Origin of the sequence: Thermoactinomyces sp. DSM 45892 (assembly GCF_900107305.1) — a bacterium.
In the GTDB taxonomy this organism is placed as follows: domain Bacteria; phylum Bacillota; class Bacilli; order Thermoactinomycetales; family Thermoactinomycetaceae; genus Baia.
The window spans coordinates 1-20,193 of the sequence record NZ_FNPL01000009.1; the positions used below are offsets into that span (position 1 = coordinate 1).

Consider the following 20,193-nt stretch of genomic DNA (forward strand, 5'->3'; position numbering starts at 1 on the left):
TGCTGGAGCATATCAATTCAGACCACTCGATGGATTAAAAGATTACAAATACATCGAGGCAGAAAATGTGTATGAAGCGTGGGACAACTTGATCCTAGAGTTAAATCTAAGCGAGGCTTGATCTTATGAAACTAGAGGAGATTATTAAAGCAGGAAAAAAAGACTTGGACGGGTTTGAAGAAGATCGTGAGGTTACACCAGAGGTCATTAATCGCCTCCAGGAAGCCATACGAGGAAGTGGAGTGAAGCGGTTTCAAGGAAAACCAATGACTCCAAAACAGGCGAGAGCTTACTTATATCTAGCTCTTTGTGTCGCTGGTCTCGATCAAAGGACTGTTGATGAGTGTATGTATAGAGCCAAAGTCTATATGTCCGAATATGATCCAGAGAAGGCTTATGAGATGGCCACACAATTATTTTGCCAGAGATCGAATGATACATGAACCAATAGGGAGGGAGCTGCTGAAAGTTAGCAACTCTCTTTTTTAGTTATTGATTCAGCTCTAGCCACAAAAAGCTCAGCATGAAGAGTGCCAGCCACTCCAAGTGATTCCCTTGAATCTGCATCTTTTAAAAACAGGTACATAGCTTGTTGCAGGGCTTCAATTTCGTTTGCATTGAATACATCAAAACGAGACTTCATTTTTCAACCTCCAAGTTCAATTTTGTCCATATCATATACCCTAGATCGGAAAATAAAACTCATGAAACAAGTATGTACTTTTGTCATAAAACTATTTATATTGAGCGTGTTTTTGCGTACTTGTGAGAGCGAACTATGGTAAAATGTCTGAAGAACGAAAGTGATGAAGCGCACTTATACGTTGTGACCAACGTGTGCGAACCGATCTCTGGATCGGTGGTTTGAGAAATATCATAAACGCTATCGCTGTATGCTATTTCTCAAATTTGTTTTTTCCCGCAGGGGCTTACAACATTTTGCTGGTTGGATTATCGAAAATGGGAGGTGTGGAACTTGGCTATTTATCATTTGAGTATGCAAATTATCTCAAGATCAAAAGGGCATCATGCAATTTACGCAGCGGCTTATCGATCGGGAGAAAGATTGTTTTGCGAAACCACAAATCGAACAAAAGAATATCCAAGAGACACACCTCCTGAAGTGTTTATTCTGGCTCCCATGAATACTCCTGATTGGGTATATGATAGGGAACGTCTTTGGAATGAAGTAGAGCACAAAGAGAAGCGAGTCGACTCACAATTAGCACGAGAAATGAACGTTGCTTTGCCTCGTGAATTGAGCAACAGAGAGCAACGGGAACTGGTTGAAGAGTTTGTATATGATGTATTCGTAACACGAGGAATGATTGCTGACGTTGGCATTCACAGAGACGATCCGAAGAACCCTCATTTTCATTTGATGCTGACCATGCGAGATATTGATGAGACTGGATTTGGACTCAAAAATCGCTCCTGGAACCCCGTATTTGCTAATCGTGGAACAAGTCACGATTTTGAGACTAGGGGCTTTGTTAAAGATGCGGATTCACTTGTTGATATTCGGGCTACATGGGCGGACTATGCCAATCGTGCCTTGGATAGAGCTGATTACCCCGATAGAATTGATCATCGTAGCTTGGAAGCACAGGGGATTGATCGGGTTCCTACTCAACATCTAGGATCGTCCGATCATGAAAAGGAGAAGCAAGCCAAAGAGGAAGCCTTTGCTAATGGTGATAAGTACATACCTGTAACGGAGTACGGTCGCTTAAATCATGAGATCAAGAAGATTAATCAAGAGGTTGAGAAAGCTCAATCTGAAGTTATTTCTCTGGAGAAGAAGATAGCAGAGCGCAAGGAAGACATACGCTATCAGCTTAAAACTAATAGTTACTGGGATAGCTTGAGCGATGTGGAAAAGGTGTCAATACAGTTTGTTTCTAAGCGGATGAAAGAGTCCGCTACTTTGCCATTGGCTTTGGAGTGCAAAGCCTCCTTGAATCGATTTGTGAGAGCGAACCAGAAGGAAGAAAAACGAATTAGCGAAAATTACTCGATGCTCAAAGAAGCGAAACAACTGTATCAAGATTACTGGAAGGCAGAGCCTAGAACGATTGAACAGAACCGTATCGGACGAGAGCTGAAACGCAAAGGGTTTGATGTAAATGATTTTAAACAGGAATTGACGAGTCAGGTTCATAAGCTCCAAGCAGATTTTAAGCGAAACAAGGAGCAACAGGAGATAGCAGCGGAAGGGCTTGAAAAAGTGAATCAAGCTATCAAAACCTTAGAACGCTTGACGTGGCAGAGTTTAGAGCAGGTCTACGGTTCCAAGGTAGATCAGATTCGCTACCTACCTCCTGAAGACTCTTATCGTTTGTTGGATAATTATTTAACAACTGGACATGCGATTCCGTTTGAAAAGGTTGAGTCATTCATTTCTGATTCAAGATCACAGAAAATCCGATCTGCTCCAACCTGGGAAGGTAGTTACAATCGATTAAATAAGGAAGTTCGCTATCTATCCAACTGGAAAAAGAAGCTAGAGCGGTTAGAGAAAGAAGCTAAATTCCTAATGAAGACAGATCCAAAAAAGGCAGAAATCTCATTGCAAGAGATTGCAGGCGAGCGTCGGGTATTACGAGAGCGGATAGATCAGCTCAAGATATCGCTGGGTGTAGTGGATAAAGTAATGAAATCTGAGCTACATAAGGCGTACCCGGAGTACGATCTGTCTAACATGGAAATGAAGCTGGTGCGTGGGATCCTGAAGCTCAATGAACAAGAAGGACGGACTGTGGACTTGGGTGAGATTGAAACTTTTGAGCAGGCACCTAAATGGAGTGTTAGGGGAGAGGAACAGCAACGGATGTACAGCGAGGAAGGCATGGCTATCATGGATGCAATCAGCTCTTCCATCAGCACGTTCTTGAAAAATGATCCAAAAGCGAATAACATTCACCAAGCTTTAGAGAATGAGAAGAGGCGGAAGATCCGTGCAAAGAATCGAAGTATGGGTATGGAGCGATAGTCACTTAATGATCAATTGATAGGGTAACTGATGGAGTAGGTGATAGGGCAATTGATGTGTCAATTGATAGGGTAGGAGATGGGGCAATTGATATGAATGGAAAGTGGTGCAATCCATTGGTATATATAGGATAGACGTATTTTGAAATTCGGGACTTGTTTCTCTGGAACACACTACTTTTTCGGCTCCTTAAAAATGAGCCAGCCAATTGACCATTTTTCGGGGGGTGTACGCTAATGCTAAACCAACCTAATGCATCGTCGTACAGAAGAGAGCAAATCGTGTACTTGATGGCAACCAAAAGCAAAATAAGAGGCCATATGACATTTACTCCCAATCATGCAGACGCTAATGTACATTTTCGGGGGTTGGGCAATTTCGGCATAAAATAGCCTGTCCAGCATGAATAAGAGCGAGGGCGACCCGATCCGGAAGCCCCCTGCTCTATCCTTATATATCAGAATAGAAAGTAAATAACCCTCCCCCCTGATAAAGGCTAATAGGAATTCTCTTACCTCTGATAAGAAAAAGTCCCCTTCCCTAGCAATCAGAAAGGGGATGAGCTGACAGGTGGAAGATAGCCGAGGGCGAGCTGGCGGATGTCAGCGGAGATAAGGAGCAGATGGATGACGAGTAAGTGTGAGCGAATAGCGAGTGCGAATGAGGAAGATAAGATGATATCTTATCTAGTAGGAGTGACGAATGGAGCGTGAACCACTTTGATATCAAGGGATTTTCGGCATTTTTCTGAAAAAATGCAAATACTGTATTCTCTACTGTAATCTACAGTGTAATCTACTATGAGAATATATTTCATTTATACCTTGATCTACACTATATTTAGGAATATTTTGATATAAAAGAAGGTCAGGCATCTACCTGACCAGCGTTGGGTTATTTTCTAGTTGTCGAAATAATTGTTGCTCTTCTTCTGGCAAACAGAAGTACATTTCTGGTACAAAAAAGCTCCCTCCCATTTGCTCAACCTTTTTTTTCTTCTTCCAAATATCTTCTGAATTTACAATTGATTTCCAACACATTCGGATGTTATCTCTTCTCGTAGGGCTTGCAATGACCCATACCACAGAATCCCGATTTCCGATCGGTCCCAGTGTATCAATATAACGATTTAGCTTATTTTCGATCGTGGTCAGATGATATTTGGTCTCCATCTCACTATTTCCAATCTGTTCGGATGAGTTGTCATACTCGATCCATGCTGGCTTCCCTTTAATCGTTAGCCTTGCATCGGGATAAACCAAACCCTCAATGAATTCCTGTCTCTCCTGTTCCTTTCCCTTCCACTTAGCAGGCTCCAATTTTTTCTTCCAAAGATATAGGATTAAGTCAGTCGTCTGTGCGGTATTGAGCCATTGCATCTTATCCAGGGCTGAGGACCTTGCATGTGGTCCTGTCTCTTCCTCAGTAATACGATTGAGGGAACGTATGAGTATCTCATTGATGCCGTAGAAATGACCGCGTTGGAAATCGGTTAATTGCTTAGAGGATATCTTCTCTCCGATTATCTGCTCAACAATTGGACGTCCAGCGGAACCAAGTGTATACATCCTTGGCCCCACCTTGTAATCATATCCAAAGGCTACACTCGCACGGGTACGCTTCCCTGGCGCATGAGAAACGATCATGTTTCCTTTTGCGTTCAGTTCTGCTCTCAATTTATAGAGATAGGAGAGACTACAATCCATCAGTTTGGATGCTTGCAATGGGGAACACATGCGTGTGAAGTGAATACACGCTAGAAGCTCCTCTGTACGCTTTAAATAGGGATGATTCAATATATCAATTAATGTTTTCATAAGATTATTCCTCCCATCTTCTAGCTGGATGATAAGGTTCATCGGGTAACGATTCAGGGATAAACGTAGGGTTCACCTGGACCGAAGAATTGGACTTACTTTGCTCCTGATTCATACCCCATGCAACAAGCTTCTCATCCATACTCCACAATTTTTCACGATATGCATTGATCTGATCTTGTACTTCTTGCACAGATAGACAGTCTCTCTTCATCCACGGCTTTCCAAGCTCGTCTAAAGCCTCTTGGAAGGCTTCTCTCATCTCTTGATTTCCTCTCTCTTCGTCCTCACCGAAATAGGTAGGTTTCCCTTCCCTATTCATAACAAATGGAGGTTCTGAGCGAATCTGGAATGTCACTTTCTCTCCTGACTCTGATTCGGTATAGACGGCTGCATGTAGCTCTCTTAGATTGATGATGTCCTCAGCCTTGAAGCGATTCCCGGTGAATTTTTGTACTTCTGTAGCCGTTTCAGCACCACAGGTGAAGCTAAATATGTGACCTGACACCTCTGTGATCGCCATTCTGAGAGGCTTTATAAATTGATCGAGGAATTGGGTCATCAAAATTGCAATAAGTCCTTTCGAGCGATCTTTCGGTATGATCTGTTCATATAACACAGGTAATTGAACTTCATGTGCTTCGTCGATCACGAGGTAGTGATTGAGAGATTTGTTATTTCGTACTTGTGCCGCTTGGTGATAGAGTACCGCAATATATCCCATTACCAATTTCATGGCTTCCTTTTTAAGTCCTTCAACATTGAAAAAAACAAGGTGTCCTTCCTCCATATATTTCAGCACTTCTAGGTTCGTTTTCTTTTGACCAAAAATGCGCTGTGTTACAGGACTCTCTAGAAGCTCATCGAGACGATTCAAGAGTGGTTCGGTCTCATGTCCACCCCATTTATCGGATAGATCCGATAGCTTCCGGAAGAGGGCCTGGTCTTCCATATCTCCTTGCTGGAGTTGGTACATGATACGTAGCCTCAATGGGCTATTTTTCCGTAGAAACTCTGGGATTGCGAGGATAGTATGAGTCTCATGTTTGTCTCTAAGCAATGCTTTGATTGTGGGCCTCGCATATTTCCGCACCCATGCCGATTCATTTTGATAAGCGTTTTGAAGAATATCAATGACATTGGTAATTAAGGTTTCCTCATCCTGACCAGGCAATCTCTCCAATAGATTGAGACCAGGACAATATTCTTCTGACATCATGTGAAAGTAATGAACCTTTGATTCGTCAAACTCATGTCCTTGTACTCGAATCATTCTTATATAAGTGAGTGCAGTTAAGACCGCATCCGCCTTAGGGTCAATGAAGGTAAGCCCACCGATCGGCTCTTTCTTCACTAGTTTCCAGATGAGATGAAGCCGAATCATCATAAGAATCAAAGCGGTCTTCCCTGATCCTATCTTTCCGAGGACCAACATCATTTTTCGAAGCTTTTTTTCAGCAATATAAAGCATTTTTTCTGCGAAAGCCGGATGAACAAAGTATCCAAATGGCACACCGCTCTTGAAATCATCCGCTTTGATCGAATTCTGCCCCTGTATGAGATGGGGAATCCGATCATAGACATGAGGGACTCGATTCTCCTTTTCCCATTTGGTCTTTCCCTTGGGGAAGTGGATCAAGTTCGATAACTCTTTTCCTACCCATGTCATGACTTTGGAATCCTTTGGATAGGGTGCTAACTGGATCGGACTTGTTTTTGTTGCGATTAGTCTTAAACCGTTTTCGCCAGTGATAGCCGTATTAAGACTGTTCACGAGAGCATGGACTACATGATGCTCCTCTTCTTCATGCCATACAGAGATATTAACATCAAAACCTATAGCCCCTCTAAAGCGATTTTTGAGGTGTGAGAATGTTCCTGTTGTATCCATTGTGTGAGATAAAGTCTGTTGCGGTGGATTTGGCTGGAAGAACCGGATCGATGCTTGGATAGCTGCATGAATATATGATTGAAATCTAGATCCACCTTTCCGATCATGAACAGTGGAATCCCTCATATCTTTCTCTATCTGATTCATCTTCTTAGTAGTTACGGGACTAAAGGCAATAGATAGGAATGCCCCCGGTTTCAAGTGACTAAGGATTGTACTTATCTGGTCATTTCCATCGAATTCTTTTAGTGGCAAACCGCCATCATACTGCCAAGTTAACCGACCACCATATCCTTTACCTAGATAGGGCATAGGAACCTCATCATGGGGTACAGCGACCATTTCAGCGTTAGGGTATGTGTTGAATATCTCAGTTTGGATATAACTCTCTCGGTCTTGAGGATAGCCAATATAAAGCATAATGTCTCCGTCTGGATGATTTCCTTTTACAGAGGTTGCTAGTAGTTGAAACCACTCTCTACCCTTCAATAGTCGAGACATGCTAGAACGCTTCCCCTGCCATAGGGCATGGACAAATCTCTCTACCTTCTTACGATCGTGGAGCGTGTCGACGTGCAGAATGATACGCTTCCATCGGATCTCTCTATGTGCTTTCCTCTTATATATATTTCTTCCTAATAGTTTAAGAGAAAGAAAAGTAACCGCAACGATAGAAGCGATCCAAAGCCATATAGTGATATCCAAAGATGGTACGAGATTAGCCCCCCACTCAATCCATTTACTTAGGAACTTCCCTATCACGATTACTGCTAATAAACCAAGAACAATCCATGAGATAAGAATTGCTTCAGGACTATATCCATTTGGTTTCTTTTTCATATGAAATACTGCTCCTCTCTACTTGTTTAACCACTTCAAGGGGTCTTGCTTCTGACCTTTCACATGCACCTCTAGGTGAAGATGGGGACCCGATGAACGCCCGTTATTTCCTACGACCGCTATCTTCTGCCCTTGCTTTACCTTGTCGCCGACTTTGACAATGACCTGATGTTGGTAAACGTGCCCGTACCATGTCACAACTCCACCACCATGATCGATGCCCACATACCAGCCATATCCCCCCGGATTTGCTTTACTTAGATAGACAACACCATCAGCGGCGGCATATATGGGAGTTCCTAGTGGTGCGGCAATATCAAGTCCGCCATGGCTATGACTTCCTCTCCATTCGCCAAATACTCCTGTGATTCTTCCCTTAACTGGCCATACAAATTTCCCTCCTGTATAGGTTGCTCCTCCGCTTTCACTCTGTTGTGCGGATGCAAATAAATTCGTGTATCTTTGCACTTTGTCGATATAAAATTGTGCGTGGTTGTAGTTCCAAACAGGACCTTTTGGACCGAACCAATCTTCGCCCTTTTGATGATTAGAAAATAGGTATCTAGCCGCTGAGTGTACAGCATCATGTATATCGTATGGATCTGCTTTCCCGTCTCCGTTGGCATCTACGCCGAATCCGCCATGTTTTGCAATCAAAGCGGTATTCGTTATGTCTACAGAGTTAGGAAGATTCCCAAGGGTTCCCTTGCATCCGCTATATGACCACCCTACCCATGTACATGGTTGGAACTGAAAATGACCACGTGCACCAGTATAAGAAACACTCAAGTTCCGGCTGAAATCAGTTTCTACCTTATGAATGGCAGCGAGCAATGGCCATGGTACCCCGTATTTCTTTCCAGCTTCCTGATAAATAGGGATATATTGAGCTGGAATGAGTTTCTTGCCGTCAGGAGACAAAACCCACTCCAGATCTGTGTTGCTTTTTTGTTGTTGGAGAAGATTGGTACCCATTCCAGACAACATCACGAAAAAAAGCATAGCGACCATGAGAAAGACCACAATGCCTGCACATACAAGAGCGAGAAGAAACTTCTTGCCTTTTCCCTTTTTTTTGTTACTCATCGTGGTACTCATGGAAGTTCACCTCTGAGATGCGCCATTCTCCTTTTTTCTTTTTAAGCCTGATGATATAGCTATAGTCTACGGCTGTCTTCTTCTTATCTACGTTGATAAGCTCCACTGTCACTCGGTTCGCCCAGGTAATCTCCTCACCGTCTGTTCCCATAATGGGCTTCTCCATCTTGGAAAATTGGAAGCCTATCATCTCTGCGGTTGGTCTTACTAGTCCTATGTTTGATGCCTCGTTTTTGTAAAACTGCTCTGTAACGAAGGGCTGGATTTCCTTGACCATATCCCCCATCTTCTCGATCTGATAGGTGGTATAGAGAGGAATAAACTTATCTACTACCCCTCTTGCTTGATTCTTGTCTGACTCTGTGGGGATCTCAACTGAATCTTCTTGTATTGAAGGCTCCACCGTTTTAACTGGAGACTTCTCTTTCACTGCCTTCTGTGATGCCCCCTCACATCGGGAGGTAAGAATGCCAACCAAGACTAGAAAGACAACTCCGCCAAAGAACAAAAACTTCTTTTCTCGTGATAGTCTCGATAACACGTCCTCACCCCTTCTGCTTATTCGCTATATAGATTTTTGCCGCTGTTTTAGCTGCTAATAATGTTGCCTTTTTCTTATCGATCTTGTACTGCTTCTCACCCACTTTTAGTTTCTTGGCTGTAGTGCTGGATGATGGAGGAACCTTTGTACTGCTTGATGGTTCTTGATGCGGTATAAACTGGCGATTTTTAATCCGGCCTCGTTGTGGTTGATCTGGAAACGGATTTTTCTTAGATGATTCCGTAACATCTGTAAGCTTATTGTTCATATTTTTCTTTTTGGAATCATTATTCTGATCTTTCTTAGCCTGTTTTACCAGGGCTAACTTACCTTGGGCTGTACCTGGCTTCGATTTTGCTTTGCCCTGCTGTGCTTCGGAAGTAGCAGCCACCTCATCATTTGAATTCTGAGGCTGTAGCATCTTTTGCAGATACGGTTTGTTTAAGCTTCCTCGTGTTTTGGCGTTTGCATTCGATGTAGAGCTTAAACCCATTGCCCCTTCTGCTTTATCATGAACCCGATCCATGATCTTAGAGAAACGCTTGCTTGAACTTTGTAGGGGTTCTCCCTTATTAAAGTAATCGTTCATTTGACCGACCGCTCTTTGAGTTTGAGATAGTGGAGATCGGAAGACTTGGATCAAATTCTTTCTGAACACTACCAGCATCAGTACTAAAACTAATTGTGGTAGAACTCCTCCCATAAACCAACCTAAGTCTGGAACCAACTTATAAAGTTGTGTGCTAATCCCTAAATAGAAGGCTAAGAGAAAGGATACTACTACTCCATAAAAGCCAGCTCCTAGCCACGTTAGGGACCAGTTGATAACCGTCCATACTCCCTTGCGTGGCCAAGCCGCAAATAAGCAGACAATCGGAGCCAGGAAAGCCAAAATTAAGAAAGCTAGTTTATAAAATAATTGGTACAAAGCCAATGTAGTTAAGAACAGAAGGAAGATCGTGTTCGTCACGAACAGGGTTATGTTAATCACAAACCTCCCACCCAGACCTGAATCACTCGTAAGTGAGGGATATTTCTTTTCCCACCCTTTTACTAATTTTTCTCTTTGATCTGCATTTGCAGTAAGGAGTGCATGTGTATCTTGTGCGATAGAATCCTTACTATCTTTCTCTATCTTTGTTCCTGGTTTCATGGATTGACCAAACTCGCCGAACTGCCACGGAATTAAAATGTAGTTCTCCCAGATTTGATTACTTACTTTAGCTACAACCTCTTTGTTTACTTCTCCTTTGTCCCGATCTCCTGAAGGTTGGGAAATAGAGAGGATAGCGGAAGAGACTGCATTCGATGCATCGTTTACATTCGTCAGAACCGTATACATATTGTTGAATAGTGTCATCGATAGCCCTAGAAATAGTATTGATATACCAAGTGCCTTGGCGGAATCCGCATATCGCCGACGGAAGAGCTCTACTAAAACCCATACAGATACCAAGATGGATACGATTTTAAGAAAACTCCTAAATAGATCTCCTCCTGCCCATCCTACTGCATTCGATGTCCACCTCGCCAGATCATTGAATAATGGAAAATGCATACTCCATTGAAAAATATAGAGACCTAGCTTGAAACCAAATGATCCAGCTACAAAGACAAAACCCATCATTGCATTAAGAGATTCATTGAAAAACTGTGACAGTCCATACAAATCATCAAAATTATAGTTGTCTACATCATAGATTTCGTATATTTCCTCTGTGATAGAGTTATCGCCATTAATCGGCGATTTCTTTGGAAGCATGTTTTCAATAGTTCCAGCTGAAGCCTGACTAGGAATAAACAGACAAACAACCAGCAACACTAGTACAATGCTTTTGATACTCTTCCTCATGGTTGCACTTCCTTCCAATCAGCCTCACGCATCGAAAATGTAGATGCCATATAGCTATACAAACCTTTTTCATTTTTATACTTGTTTACTTTCCAACCATTTTCCTTAACCATGTCCAAAATACATCCAGTATCATCACTGGTAGTATAAACTAACACCTGTACCCTCGTATCAGTACTTGGTATCATTGGTGATATTGATACTTTTAGGACTTCTTTAGGCTTCTTCGTAACAAACTCAGTCCAATCAGTATCACCTATGTGCAACTCATTTGCTGTCTTACCATCACCATCAAACTCCAAGGCACTATAGAATTCGATGGCCGCCTTCTCAGCATCTGTTAGACTAGGTTTTGATAGCAATTGGTATATTCCAAAAACAGCACCCAATAGTAAGAGAGCCACCAAAGCAAACATGGCTCTCTTCTTCATTACTAAAGCTTCCATCTTCTCAACCTCCAATTAAAACTGTGCTAGTCGTAATCGAACGCATATGACCAAATTCTCGTTCTCTTCGTTCGTTTGCAACGGGACGAGTATCCAGCGATCTAAATAAGCGCGGGTTCAGCTCATCCAGATCAAGACTCACCTTCGATACTCTCCTGTCTAAGTCAGCCATGAGCCATTCACCCGTTCTAAGATTCAATATTTGATTGACGTTCTCATCCGATGGCTCAATCCCCAATAGCTCACATGCCTTCTTCGCTTCGGCATCATCTCTCATACGGAATACAAAACGGTAGCCAATATTAGAACGGATTTCCTCTCCGCCGTCTTCACCATCCGCTTTATGTTCACTACCGATCCGCAAGTCTCGGAGGTTATGGACAACCATCTTCAGGTCCGCATTCTTGGATCGACAAGTCCTAACTAGCTCACGCAATACTTGTTGCCCCTCGTGGCTCTGATTTATGGCGTGTAGTTCCTCGAAAAGCACTGATCTTGCTACATTTCCACGTTGGTTTACAAATCTTCGGGCAAAATCCGTGATAGCAATAAAGAGAGACATATTCAATCTGTAGTCCTCTCTCCCCGGATCAGGAACGCCCAAGTTTTGCATTTGTATGATCGTTAATGGTGCTGAAACATCAATCGGTTCCTCGGTTCCGTCTCCGAAGAATAATTGAGCCTGTGTCTCTGTTGCCTGACGACGAAGGAATGAGTACATGCGTTCAACTTCTCCTTGGGCAAGCTCATAGTTCAGACCAAAAGTTTCTTTTCTATTTACAAATAGCTCGATATTATCTAGCACTCTTAACATGGAAGGTTGCTCATGATTCATGGCCAAATCAATTGCTCCTTGAATTGCTTGCCCTGCCCAAGTTTTGGGCTTCTCCTCGGCCATGAACAGTAGTAGGCTAGTGGCTATCTTCTTCGCTTTCATTCTCTCTTCCGGATCGTCAGGTACTCTCGTTAGGGGATCAAACTTACCTTTATCCCTCACTGAATTTGAGATCGATACTATGTTGGTGATTGGTGCTAATTCTTTCAACTCATACGGCCATGCCCAAAGCTCATCCTTGGGTTGTAATAGTAGCTGATGGACTCCACGCAAAAGTTCATAGTAAACAATCGAACCAGTCAACATAGACTTCCCTGCTCCCAACGATCCAGCATAGACGCTACTAGATGTCATGGATAGCTCATCCCTTGCCCGTTTCACATTCAGAAAGACAGGCGCACGTCCTAAAGAGTTCTCGGAAGTCCCAGGGATGTTCATCACAGTATTCCCTATATAAATTCCACTTGGATCCCCTACCTCGGTAGTTGCCAACGGCATGAACGATGAGAGAAATTGACCCGTTGTACGCACGATATAGTGTTTTTCGATCGACATTGCTCCTGGTAAGGTATCGTGATAAAGCACCTTCTGAGAAGTTCTTGGAATCTCTACTCGTAGATCAATTTCGCTCATTTTCTCTCGCAAATCTCTCCGTCTCCGCTGTACTTCTTTCGGTGTATCAGCCCATACCACAAAGATGATCTGAGTCTTGAAGATGGGGATCTTTTCGCTTGTAATTTTCTTTTGTAGCTCCTTATTAACCTCTCGCTTCAACAAATCTCCTTCAAGGTCTTCTGTTCCTTCTAATTCATCATACTTATTCCGGAAGGTGTGCTTCACTTGACCAAGGATCAACTCAAGCTTTTTCTTAAGTTCACTTTTTGCCTCCCTTACCGGGATTGGCTCTTCTCGTATGAGCAAATCCACTTCAAAGTCGAGTTCTCTAATCTTGTTATAAACCTCTGATCCAGGGAATTCGATCTCACTAGGGAGTGATGAGACAGCCATCATAGAAAAGTAGCCTTTTTTCAAACCATCTGGTGTGTCTTTTGACCAATGAATCATACCGATCGGTCTGTTAAACGTGAGATCAACGTCATGTAGCCCTTGGTCCATATCGATATAGGAGCCATATACAAAGCCATTCTCTGTTATCAGTTCCGATTCACTTTCTTGTAGGCTAGGGTTGTAACCACGGGATGCGGATCTCTCGGTCAACCACACAACTTCCTGCTCTGTAAGCCGCCTAGCTTGGCCATGTAACTTTTGGCGAATCCACTCATAGATTTCATACTCTGCACTTTCAAAGCGTTTCCATTCTGTCCAGGGAAGCCGATAATGGTCCCCTCCCATGAAATCATCAATGAGTACGATCGGATCTCGTATGACCTCATACGTCCCTCTCCCCAATTCTTGGAGCCAACCTCCAGCAACTGGCTCCATATTTACAGATAGGTATAGGTTGTATTTAGTAGGGATCTTCTCTTGGATATATGTTTCTGTTTCATCCATAACATCTTTAGCTGTCTCACGTAGCGGTTCCGGTACGTTTGATAGATCAAATTCAACGGATTCCCTAGAGGAATAAGGAACGGGGACTTGAATCCATGTAATGGTATAGGGAAATTCGTTTTTGAACGCTGCCACATGATTCCTCAGACCGAATTTCTCCTCATCCGATAGAAACGAGTAGTTTTCCTGGGGAATCTCAAAGAAGCATTGTCCCGTTCTTTCTTTTGTGATAATCATGTTCCCTGATCGAAAAAGTGTTGGAGATTTCAAAGATTACTCACCTCTTCTTCTTAATATTTGAAGCTTATCTTTCTCAAGATCGACTGATTCAAAATTTCCACTCACATATTTCTTAGAAAATAAAAAGACCATTGTACTCCACAGCCAATGGTGTAAAGGAATACCTTCTGGTCTGATCTTTGAAACTAAGTAGGCTCCACCGATCGGAATAAGACCATAATGCACAAGTGGAGCGAATGAAAGCCCGATCCAATCAAGGCCAACCATGATCACCCAGAATAAAGCTGTAAAGATGAACTCCTGTAAACTCAAGCAGAACGACAATTTCCAAAAATTCACGTAGACTCGGAGCGAGGAATCCCAAGCAGCCGAATACGATTTTACATACTCCTTCATGGATCTCACCTACTTCAATAGTCCGTAGACAAAGTTAACACATGTTTCAAAAAACTCTGGTTTGTAAACAAACACGCCTACAAAGGCAAGGCCTAAGATGACAACGGGTAGATTTGGTCGGATTCTACGAATGCCTACACATGCCATGATCGCAACAATACCAACGAGGGTGAACACTTGCTTCAAGTTGGGGTACAACCAGTCCCATATCCTCTTCCCAAACTCATCTAGGCCTGATGCTAAGACGATCTGCAACATGAAATCTCTCATTCTCTCACTCTCCTACGGTGTTGATATATACGGATTAGTAGCTTCTATTTGCCAGCTACTACCGTTTCTCTTGAACGTAAAGGTAAACGGCTGAGGTATGACTTGAGTGTCGTATTTTAGTTTGGCTGTAGCTTTCGCTATCAGTCGATCATTCTCTGGCTTGCCAATCTGGACCGAATCTAAACTCTCATAGACGACATTGCTCATCCCCAATACCTTCCTCTGCTTTCCATCAATAAAGAGGTTCGCTAAATCAACAGGCTTTCCAGACGTGTACTGTCGGAAAAATGAATCCATTACTTGCTTCACCTGATTTTGAGTAGCGGAATCCTGTACTGTTTCAAGGGAATCTTTTTCCTTCATGACAACAGGAGCTGGTTCTGGTATAAAAGTCGGAACTCCTACCACCCCGTACCGCCCCTCATCCGTCATCACAGGAACTTCAAGGAATACTGCATTTCCTTTTTCAATCTTGGCCCGGACGATGATGGCTACTGTTTTATCGTCCAACTTCCTACTCCCCCACGGCCCAGTACCCTCTAATTTCTGCTTTGGGATGTCTCTGTCACTAGGTACGTTGAATCCAGACGCAGCGTATTTTTTAGCTCCTTCCAAGTCTCCAGCGAGCCAGTAGTTAACAAAGTACACTCCATAGTTCTCTGCTCCTTTCGATGTATCTACGAACACAGGTAGCTTCTCATTAGTCGCTTGAACTGCTGTAGGACCCGGATGAACCGCTCTATAGATTCCAAGGCCAACCAGTGACACAAGTAGAGTTGTGGTTACTGCTAATCTTGTTTTTCTCTTCCAACTCATGTAATGACTCCTCTCGATAAAAAAGTCAGACTTACAACAAGTAAGCCCGACTCATTCTCATATTTTCAGCTATTTGCTTACTGGTAACCGTAAAATCTGACCTGGAAAAATCCAATCTCCAACATCCTTCTTATTTCTCTTGTCACGTTGGATCAGTTGTTCCTTATTCAGATTCCACAGTTGACTCCATTCTTTCCCATCTCCTAAAAGTGCCTTGGAAATCTTCCACAAACTATCTCCCTTTTTAACTACATATGTCTTTTCGGAAAGATCCGCTGCTACTTCTTTTGTAGTATTCCTATCCTTGGCTACATCAGCTGGTAGCGGTGGTAACGGTAACTGAGAGGATGGTACGACTGGCGGTAAAGTTGATTCTGAACCGTCTGTGCTATCAGATGAGCTGGAATCAGATTTACTACTACCACCAGTTGCTACCTTGGTTCCTCTCTCAACTTTAGGACTAGCTGGTGGAGATTGTTGTGTTGTCGTTGGCTTTACGGAAGAATTTGATTCGCTTGGCTTCGTCGGACTAGTTTCCTTGGTAGGCTTTTCCGGTTGTGAACCAACTGGATCTGAATCAGGTTTAGGATCTGGCTTCGCTGGTTCCGCCTTGACTGGAGGAGGTTCTGGTTTTGATTCAGGTTTCGACGGCTCAGACTTCGGCTCTTCTTTTGGTTGAGGTTTGATAACCGCTGGCTCCGTTTTTGGTTCGGGTTTCGGCTCCTCTTTCGGTGGTTCTGGCTTAGGCTTAGGTTGTGCTGGTTGCTGTTCAACTGTACCTTCTTTCCCTGGAACAAGTGGTTTCGGCTCCTCAGATGCAAATGCTGGAGCTACTAAGGTTGCTGATAGAGTAAGTGTTAGAGCAGACACGGCTAATTTCTTCATAAAAACACATACCTCCTCGTTATAGATGCATGATGTATGTTCTCTTTGTAGACAATCTTCGGATGCTCCCCTTATGTATTGGCTCCCCTATCGGATCGCCGCACAACACTTGTAGAACTCCCGTTATCCTACAAAAGGATTTTGGCACCTATTCATCATCTTTCTCCTAACTAATCGGGAGATGAGAACTATTGGCAGTTTTCTGTGATCTCTTACGGGATTGAGATCCGCCTGCACTAAGTTAAAACAAAGAGAACACCTTTTCCCCTTGCAATACCATAATAACCCAATACTAAACTGTATTTCAAGTGTGATTTGAAAGAAAATATAATTATTTTTAAAAATTTCTCCGTGTCCATGCTCTCAAATCTTCGTCTTTCAGTATCTTTCTCCATTCTTCCAGAGGTGCAATCCTTGCTTGTATTTCCTTTTGTGGCCATTCTCGTCCTAGTTTGATACACCGTTCTCCAAGCACAGACAGCCATGATCCAGCAACATTTAATATCTTGGCTGCCTGTCTTGCCGAATAACATACCTGTGCATCGGGATCTTCAATACTTCCTTGTTCTCTAGCTCCCAATGTATTACGAGGCTTCAATTTCTTCTTCCTTTTTGTTATCGGCTGTAAAATTTTTTCCCATTCTTCAGGTGGAGCTTCCCACGGTGCTCTACTCCCTACTCGCCTCTTGATCGGCCACGGGTTTCCTTCGGCTGCGCTTTTCCGTGCTAGACTTGCAACATAGCTGACATCCAGACCAGCCCTTCGTGCAGCTTCTTTTCCATTTATGTATCGGTTGGCTTCCATTCCATCCCCCCTATCCTTCCTATTCGTTCTAAATTGATTATCAATTCTAATGTATTTTAACATCTATTTAACAAGTTGATTTTTAACTAATAGTCTACATACTGACTTTTTTATGGACTATCGTCAAGGATTTGACCAGGACAAATAGCAAAAAAAGCATCCCTCTATCCTCCCTTCTTTTTTAAGAGAGATAGCAGAATGCTTTCCTGTTTTCTATGTCTCCGTTTTCTTTGGGAGACGAGCGGAGACGGCTCCTATAATGGTTTCGGCTATCAGCATCTTCGTCCTCCTGACCTGTAAATATTGTTTTACAGGATTCTGGTTGTACAAAATCCCAAATGTTGTATAACATATAGCCAACAACCCAGTTTTACGGATAAATGTAAAACAAGGAGGACAAGAATATGGGTCATATTATATCGTTCGGCATGGGTAAAGGCGGCGTTGGAAAGACTTCAACCTGTGCTATCATTAGTGATTTACTAGCAAACGCTGGTTACAAAGTTCTAGCAATAGACTTTGACTCCCAGGGGAATCTCACGCAAATGATTACTAGAAAGAGCCTTTTTGATTTCGAAGAAAGGACTATCCTTGAAGCACTAAAAGAAAAGAATGCTCTTCCCTATATCCATGCGATCAGCGATAACTTTCATCTCATCCCTGCTGATGATTTCCTAGCATACCTATCCAAATACATTTATCGAGACTATAGTGGCAATCCCATGACTCTGTTAGCTGAAACCATACAGCCACTAAAGGATGCTTATGATTTCATCACGATCGACCTCCCTCCTAACCTTGGAGATCACACATTAAACGGCTTAGCGGCCTCTGATTTCTCTATCGCTGTCTTCCAACCCGAACCATTTTGTTATGATGGTTTGTTACGTTATGAAGAGACAGTCGAATTAGTTCAGGAACAAATCAATCAAAATATGAATTTCTTAGGTGTAATTGTATCTATGATGGATTCAATAGCAACAATTGATGAAGCCATCTATCAGAAAGCATGTAAGCAATTCGGAGAAAAGATGTTCACTACTGTAATCAAACGACGTGTAAGGATCAAGGAGTTCTCTATAACGGGTATTCAAAAAGCTGTGACTAGAGATCAGGCAACATTGCAGCCTTATATCTCGTTGGTAAAGGAGTTGTTAGACCGTGTCAAAGTCAAAGCGAAAGCTATTTGAGGATTTGCTGGGAGAAGTCAAAAAGCCTGAAATACAGGAAACAGAAAAGACACAAAAGATGATTCCTGTTGAGTCAGTATTACAAGAAGCTATTTATACAGGAATACAGGAAGCCAAGGAGATAGAAATACAAAAGCCTGTACAACCTGATGTCCAAGAAAGTGTAATTACAGGGAGCCAAGAACCTGTAATTCCTGAAAAACTGGAAGCCGGAAATACTGTTAAGAAGAAAGCCAGCAACAAAGGAACCCAGTCTCTTGTACAGCCACTTAGACAGGAATCCAGTCAAGAAGGTAGAGACAAAAAGACTTTTGAATTCAAAAAGTCTTTGGCAAATCGCTTAAAACTAGCATCTGTTTTGTTTGATCGCTTTGAATACGAAATCGCTGAAGAAGCAATCAAAATACACTTAGACGAATTGGGCGTTCCTGATCCAAGTACTCTAAAGAAAAACAAGTAGGTCGAATTCCCGATCTGCTTGTTTTTTATTTGGTGGTTATGGATAAACAGGTTAAGCTGAAAACAAGTAATACTGATCTACGGAATTTTGCAAAACTGATTAGACAGGAATACTAAAAAAAGTATAACCAGAAACCTGTAAGTATGTTTTTACAGGTTTCTGGTTATACGGATTCCCACTCAACCAATATTCTCTTTTAGTTGTTTGATAGCTTGTCGAGCTGGCCATTCTTTACATCCAGCTACTTCTTGGAGTTTTCCTCTCCCGGGTACTTCTCCATCTTCTTTGTAAAGCTGGAGGGCTATTTCATATGGAGACTTTGCATGGCTGGAGGAGGGAGTTGATGTAACTTTTTTTCTGGAGATCTTCCTCTTTTTAGCTGGAGGATTGGAAGGTTTCTCCATCACTATCTTGGAGGATTCTTTACTGTTTTCCGTTGGAGACTCCTCCTGATTGTCTCCATATTGACTGGAGAATGTAGAGATGTTTTCTGGAGTTTCTTGTATAACTGGAGGGGTGATTTCCTCTTCCTTCATGAGAGATATCTTCTCTATCTCCTTGATTGGAGGAATCAAATCCTCCGATTCTTGCTTGTATGCAATCTCCTCCAGTCCTCTATTTTGTTTGATATGATCGTCTATCTCTATATGGAATGGCTTGGAGTCTCCAACGATCCCTCCATCTAATTCTCCTGGAGAAACGACTATAACATTATTGGAGGAATCGTCTATCTTTGTGAAGATTGAATCTCCAATTTTCACTGGAGTAAGTGGAGAATTTTCCACTTCTTTTTTCTGCTTCTGGTGGAGGAGAGCATCCTGCACAACCATCTCCGCCGCAACTATTAGAAGTGGAATAAGACCTCCAATCAAAACAGCTTCATCCACTACAATTCCTCCAATTTTGAAAAACACCAGAGGTTCTCCATTCTTTGCTATACCCGATGTTACATTGGAGTAGACGTTGATTATTACCCCCAACCAGAAAACAAACCTCGCCGATCTCCCAACTTTCTCATCGATCCATCTAGACCAGATTACCGTAACCGTACCCAGTACAAAAGTAAGCTCAAAACCAATTACTCCTATGTGTGAGAATACTCCTTTATAGCCAGCTCGATCAAAAAGTGCTGTAGTATGCATATACGAAAGGATCAACACACATAGTCCAATCAAACAACCTGCAATAACATTAACTTTCACCATTGTTGCTTTGCCTTGTTGCACCTAGATCACCCTTTCTACCTGTCAAAATGTATTTACGTTTTTACAGGAATACAGGTATATTTTTTTCTGTATTCCTGTGGA

General features: G+C 42.5%; 18 protein-coding genes. 4 read left to right on the top strand and 14 right to left on the bottom strand.

The genetic code is table 11. The features are described from left to right. Positions 1-125 precede the first annotated feature (125 nt). Positions 126-443: a hypothetical protein gene (locus BLU58_RS08300; RefSeq protein ID WP_093291764.1), complete on the top strand. Its 318-nt coding sequence runs from the start codon at positions 126-128 to the stop codon at positions 441-443. 26 nt (positions 444-469) lie between these two features. Here BLU58_RS08300 and BLU58_RS16375 read toward each other — a convergent pair whose 3' ends face one another. Then, positions 470-643, bottom strand: a complete 174-nt coding sequence (locus BLU58_RS16375; protein WP_176786570.1) for a hypothetical protein — start codon at positions 641-643, stop codon at positions 470-472. Between the two features lie 333 nt (positions 644-976). Here BLU58_RS16375 and mobQ point away from each other — a divergent pair, with 333 nt between their 5' ends. Continuing rightward, complete coding sequence (gene mobQ, locus BLU58_RS08305) at positions 977-2,992, top strand: MobQ family relaxase (RefSeq protein ID WP_093291765.1); 2,016 nt, start codon at positions 977-979, stop codon at positions 2,990-2,992. Between the two features lie 875 nt (positions 2,993-3,867). Here the strand turns inward: mobQ and BLU58_RS08310 are convergent. The 12 genes from BLU58_RS08310 to BLU58_RS08365 all read right to left on the bottom strand — a co-directional run bounded on the left by BLU58_RS08310 (position 3,868) and on the right by BLU58_RS08365 (position 17,236). Then, the gene (locus BLU58_RS08310; protein WP_093291766.1) at positions 3,868-4,809 is read right to left on the bottom strand and encodes a hypothetical protein; all 942 of its coding nucleotides are present in this window, start codon (positions 4,807-4,809) and stop codon (positions 3,868-3,870) included. Positions 4,810-4,813: 4 nt separating this feature from the next. Next, positions 4,814-7,540: a type IV secretory system conjugative DNA transfer family protein gene (locus tag BLU58_RS08315; RefSeq protein WP_093291767.1), complete on the bottom strand. Its 2,727-nt coding sequence runs from the start codon at positions 7,538-7,540 to the stop codon at positions 4,814-4,816. A gap of 18 nt (positions 7,541-7,558) precedes the next feature. After that, positions 7,559-8,638 (bottom strand): peptidoglycan DD-metalloendopeptidase family protein, encoded by a 1,080-nt coding sequence (locus tag BLU58_RS08320; protein ID WP_093291768.1) that lies wholly within the window; start codon positions 8,636-8,638, stop codon positions 7,559-7,561. Continuing rightward, a complete protein-coding gene (locus tag BLU58_RS08325) occupies positions 8,619-9,179 on the bottom strand; it encodes a hypothetical protein (protein ID WP_093291769.1) in 561 nt (186 codons plus the stop codon). Before BLU58_RS08325 ends, BLU58_RS08320 begins: the two co-directional genes overlap by 20 nt. A 4-nt stretch (positions 9,180-9,183) precedes the next feature. Beyond that, positions 9,184-11,031, bottom strand: coding sequence for a hypothetical protein (locus tag BLU58_RS08330; RefSeq protein ID WP_093291770.1), 1,848 nt, complete (start codon positions 11,029-11,031; stop codon positions 9,184-9,186). After that, complete coding sequence (locus BLU58_RS08335; RefSeq protein WP_093291771.1) at positions 11,028-11,477, bottom strand: hypothetical protein; 450 nt, start codon at positions 11,475-11,477, stop codon at positions 11,028-11,030. The genes BLU58_RS08330 and BLU58_RS08335 overlap by 4 nt, the downstream gene beginning before the upstream one ends. A 4-nt stretch (positions 11,478-11,481) precedes the next feature. Further along, positions 11,482-14,094, bottom strand: coding sequence for an ATP-binding protein (locus tag BLU58_RS08340; RefSeq protein WP_093291772.1), 2,613 nt, complete (start codon positions 14,092-14,094; stop codon positions 11,482-11,484). Positions 14,095-14,097: 3 nt separating this feature from the next. Beyond that, positions 14,098-14,460 carry a TcpE family conjugal transfer membrane protein gene (locus BLU58_RS08345; RefSeq protein ID WP_093291773.1) on the bottom strand — a complete coding sequence of 121 codons (363 nt, stop codon included), beginning with the start codon at positions 14,458-14,460 and terminating at the stop codon, positions 14,098-14,100. Positions 14,461-14,469: 9 nt separating this feature from the next. Next, a complete protein-coding gene (locus BLU58_RS08350) occupies positions 14,470-14,730 on the bottom strand; it encodes a hypothetical protein (protein WP_093291774.1) in 261 nt (86 codons plus the stop codon). Between the two features lie 12 nt (positions 14,731-14,742). Next, the gene (locus tag BLU58_RS08355; protein ID WP_093291775.1) at positions 14,743-15,546 is read right to left on the bottom strand and encodes a conjugal transfer protein; all 804 of its coding nucleotides are present in this window, start codon (positions 15,544-15,546) and stop codon (positions 14,743-14,745) included. 69 nt (positions 15,547-15,615) lie between these two features. Further along, positions 15,616-16,431, bottom strand: coding sequence for a LysM peptidoglycan-binding domain-containing protein (locus BLU58_RS08360; protein WP_093291776.1), 816 nt, complete (start codon positions 16,429-16,431; stop codon positions 15,616-15,618). Positions 16,432-16,768: 337 nt separating this feature from the next. Further along, positions 16,769-17,236: a hypothetical protein gene (locus BLU58_RS08365; protein ID WP_093291777.1), complete on the bottom strand. Its 468-nt coding sequence runs from the start codon at positions 17,234-17,236 to the stop codon at positions 16,769-16,771. A 404-nt stretch (positions 17,237-17,640) separates the two neighbouring features. On the opposite strand from BLU58_RS08365, the gene BLU58_RS08370 reads away from it, so the two are divergent. Next, positions 17,641-18,426 carry a ParA family protein gene (locus tag BLU58_RS08370; RefSeq protein WP_093291778.1) on the top strand — a complete coding sequence of 262 codons (786 nt, stop codon included), beginning with the start codon at positions 17,641-17,643 and terminating at the stop codon, positions 18,424-18,426. After that, entirely contained in the window at positions 18,398-18,886 is a 489-nt protein-coding gene (locus tag BLU58_RS08375; RefSeq protein ID WP_093291779.1) for a hypothetical protein, read from the top strand. Before BLU58_RS08370 ends, BLU58_RS08375 begins: the two co-directional genes overlap by 29 nt. Positions 18,887-19,065: 179 nt before the next feature. On the opposite strand, the gene BLU58_RS08380 is transcribed toward BLU58_RS08375, so the two are convergent. Continuing rightward, the gene (locus BLU58_RS08380; RefSeq protein ID WP_143123740.1) at positions 19,066-19,866 is read right to left on the bottom strand and encodes a hypothetical protein; all 801 of its coding nucleotides are present in this window, start codon (positions 19,864-19,866) and stop codon (positions 19,066-19,068) included. Positions 19,867-20,193 lie beyond the last annotated feature (327 nt).